The sequence below is a fragment of the Novosphingobium organovorum genome, assembly GCF_022832435.1.
GTDB classification, from domain to species: domain Bacteria; phylum Pseudomonadota; class Alphaproteobacteria; order Sphingomonadales; family Sphingomonadaceae; genus Novosphingobium; species Novosphingobium organovorum.
Window position 1 is genome coordinate 1 of sequence record NZ_JALHLF010000197.1, and the last position, 3,526, is coordinate 3,526.

Annotated in this window: 2 protein-coding genes; one reads left to right on the forward strand and one right to left on the reverse strand. The window is 63.9% G+C overall.

Going from position 1 to position 3,526, the window contains the following annotated elements:
• Positions 1-169: 169 nt before the first annotated feature.
• Positions 170-2,734 (reverse strand): TonB-dependent receptor domain-containing protein, encoded by a 2,565-nt coding sequence (locus MTR62_RS20400; RefSeq protein WP_244024403.1) that lies wholly within the window; start codon positions 2,732-2,734, stop codon positions 170-172.
• A gap of 495 nt (positions 2,735-3,229) precedes the next feature.
• Here MTR62_RS20400 and MTR62_RS20405 point away from each other — a divergent pair.
• Positions 3,230-3,526, forward strand: a 297-nt coding sequence (locus MTR62_RS20405) for an SDR family NAD(P)-dependent oxidoreductase (RefSeq protein WP_244024405.1), incomplete at its 3' end; no start/stop codon positions are given.

The window sequence follows — 3,526 nt, forward strand, 5'->3', positions numbered from 1 at the left end:
ATTTTGACATTTGCAGACCCATCCCAGCCGCCAGGGGATGCAAATTTCAAAATCAATCCACTAGGTTCCTTCACCAGGACCATAGCGCTTGCGGGCAAAAGCAAAGGGCGGGAAGCCGAAGCTTCCCGCCCTTCCTGTTTCCCGCACTCGTCCCCGAAGGGACAAGGGCTTAGAAGTGGAACTTCGCCGAGACGAAGAAGTCGCGGCCCAGCACGTCGTAGGTGCTCGGGTAGGTGTTGGCCTGTTCCTGGTTGTCGCCCATGAGCGGCGGCTTCTTGTTGAACAGGTTGTTCATGCCGAAGTTCAGGGTGACTTCCTCGGTCACGTCGAAACCGAAGGTCAGGTCGAACAGGTCGTAGGCGCCGATACGCTCGACGGTGTAGTCGGTCGAGGGATCGTCGTCGCGGACGGCCGAAAGGTGGCGCCAGCGGAAGCTGGTGGTCAGCGGACCATCCTGCCAGGTCAGGCGGCTAACCCACTTCCACTGCGCGATCGGATCGTCGCAGACCAGCGCACCGAAGTAACCCGCACACTCGTACGTCGTGTCCGGAAGCTCGGCCACGGGGGTGTAGATGTAGTGCATGTTGTAGGTGCCCTGGAAGCTGAAGTTCAGCTTCGAGGTCTGGCCCATCAGGCCGAAGTCGAGATCCTTGGTGTAGTTCAGCTCGAAGTCGATGCCTTCGACCTCAAGCGCGCCGGTGTTGGCGTTGAGGATCGAGGGCGGGTTCTCGCCGTCCATCTGGCCCAGGGCGTTGCGCGTGCCGACGAAGGCCTGGCAGTACTGGCTGTTGATGTCCTGAATCTCGTTGTAGCACAGGTTCAGGGTGTTCGCGAGGCCACCGCCAAGGGTCGAGATGTAGCCGTCGACCTTGATCTTGTACCAGTCCAGCGTGACCGACAGACCGGGGATGAAGGTCGGGGTGAACACGACGCCGGCCGTCCAGCTGTCCGAGGTTTCTTCCTGCAGGTCGGGGTTGCCGCCGAACAGGCCCTGGATCTGGGTGTTGATCTGGACCGAGGAGTCGCCGACCAGGGCCCCCGGAACGCCGGTGGCGACGCACAGGTTGTAGATGGTCGAATCGCTCGCCGCCGAAGCCAGGGCGCAGGGGTCGACCGCGGTCGGGAAGCCCTGCGACTGGCCGCCGAACAGTTCCGAGACGTTCGGGGCGCGGACCGCGCGCTGGTACTGGCCGCGGAAGGTCACGTCGGGGATCGGAGCGTATTCGATCGAGCCAGCGTAGGCCCAGACGCCGCCGACGGCACCCAGCGAGTAGTCCGAGTAACGCGCCGCACCGCCGATTTCGAGGCGGTAGACGCCCGGCTGGTTGGCCATCACGGGGATGCGCAGCTCGCCGAAGATGTTGATCGCGTCGGCCGTGCCGTCGAGACCGGCCTGGAAGGCCGAGCGCGAGATGTTGCCGTACTGGATGTTCGAGTTACGGGTACGCGAGTACATGTAGTACGCGTCGTAGTTGATCGCGTTCGTGATCCCGCCACGCATGCCGACCAGGACGCGGAAGGCGTTGCGTTCGTCGACCGAGAGACGGGCCGATCCGTCGGTGACGCGGCGCTGGGTGGTCAGCGCGACGACGCCGTCGCCATCGGTGTCGAGCGCGGTCAGATCGGCGAGGGTCGCGGAATCGAGGAACTGGCCGACGGTCGCGATGTCGTAGTTGAACGTGCCGGTGACCGGAGTGGCCGCGAGGCGGTTGCGCACGATGTTGTGAACGAACGTCACTTCGGTGTACGCGGTCTGGCCGTCGGCAACTTCGTAGTCCGCGTAGCCACCCATCAGGTAACGCTCTTGCGGGACCATCAGGTAGTTGTCGGGACCGTAGTTGTAGAGGTCGCTGCTGGTGCGCGTGGTGCCGGTGCCGGGGGTCTTGAAGACCGCGCCGGGCGAGCAGAACACGTTACCCGAGGGGCAGCTCGACGAGGTCGAGGTGAAGCGGCCGTAAGGAACGGTCGACGAACCGCCGGCGGTGAAGCCGCCGTCGCCATCGTCGCTGAGGACCGTGTCCGAGAAGCTGCGGTCGCCCTGCAGAATGCTCTTGCGGTTGTAGTATTCGGCGTAGACGGTGGCGTGGCCCTTGCCGTCGGCGAATTCACCGCCGGCCGCGATGTAGGCTTCGTAGCGCTGGCCGTCACCTTCGTTGGTGAGGTTGTACTGCGCGCCGCCTTCGATGCCGTCGACGTTCTTGAGCGTGAAGTTCACAACGCCCGCCAGAGCGTCCGAACCGTACACGGCCGAAGCGCCGCCGGTCACCGCCTGGACGTCCTTGATGAGGAACGCGGGGATGGTGTTGAGGTCGACGACCTGGTCGGTATCGTAGAACATCCAGCGACGGCCGTTGACCAGGACCATGGTGCGCTTGGCGCCCAGGCCGCGAAGGTCGAGCGTCGAGACGCCGCCGCCCGGATTGTTCGAGAACGCGGTCGTGCCCGGAATGACCTGCGGCAGCGTGTTGATGACGTTTTCGACGTTCACCGCGCCCGAAAGGGTGAACTCTTCGCTGTCAACGACCGCGATGGGGGCAGCCGATTCGAGATTGCGACGCTGGATGCGCGAACCCGTGACGATGATGGCGCCGCTCGGTTCGGCATCGGCCGACTGAGCCGAGGCGGCCGTGTCGGTGATCGAGTCCTGCGCGTAGGCGCTCGTCGAGCCCAGCGCTGCGAACACCGTCAGGCTCGTCGCGCTGCACAGCGCGGCCTTTTTCAGAGTTGTCTTCACGTGTGTGTCCCTTGTTGCTTCGTTCGCCCGACAGGTGCGTGACCAATCCTGAAGGGCGACCCGGATGCTAGCAGGCTGACGCGTCAAACGCGCACGGCTGCCATGCGTCAGTTTTGTTGCGCTCCCTGAACCCGCTTTCAATCCCATGTTGTGGGTAGTGCAAAAATGGGCAACTCGCTGTGACCTTGATGCAACATTGGGGTGTATCAATGTGGCAATATGCAATATATTGCAGGTGTGTTGCGATGCGGCCGTGCGGGTTATGAATGAGCGCAAAAGGGGCGATCTTTTTCAATTTCATGTCTTTTCTTTGGCTGTTTGGGAAAGATTGCTGCGTTGGTCGTTCCGGATGATGCCGGGCAGCGGAACCGTCTTGCGCTGACGCCTTAATCGTTCGATTAATCGGATCGGCGCCCGTGGGGCGCCGGACAAGCAAAATCGGTGAGCCGTTTCTGCGTGGCGGAGCGCGGTTCGCGTGGAGAGGAATGCAGCGCGATGGACGTTGGAATGGGTGTGGCCGCGGTGGTCACGGGTGGGGCTTCGGGGCTCGGTGCGGCCTCGGCGCGGGCGCTCGCCGAGCGCGGCGTGAACGTTGCCGTGTTCGACCGCAACCGCGCCTTGGGCGAGGCGCTTGCGGAAGAGATCGCCGGGCTGTTCTGCGCGGTCGACGTGACCGATGAAGCCAGCGTCGAGGCTGGCTTCGCTGCTGCCCGCAAGGCGCATGGGCAGGAGCGCGTGCTGGTCAACTGCGCGGGCGTTGCGCCGGCCGCGCGCACGGTCGGGCGCGACCGG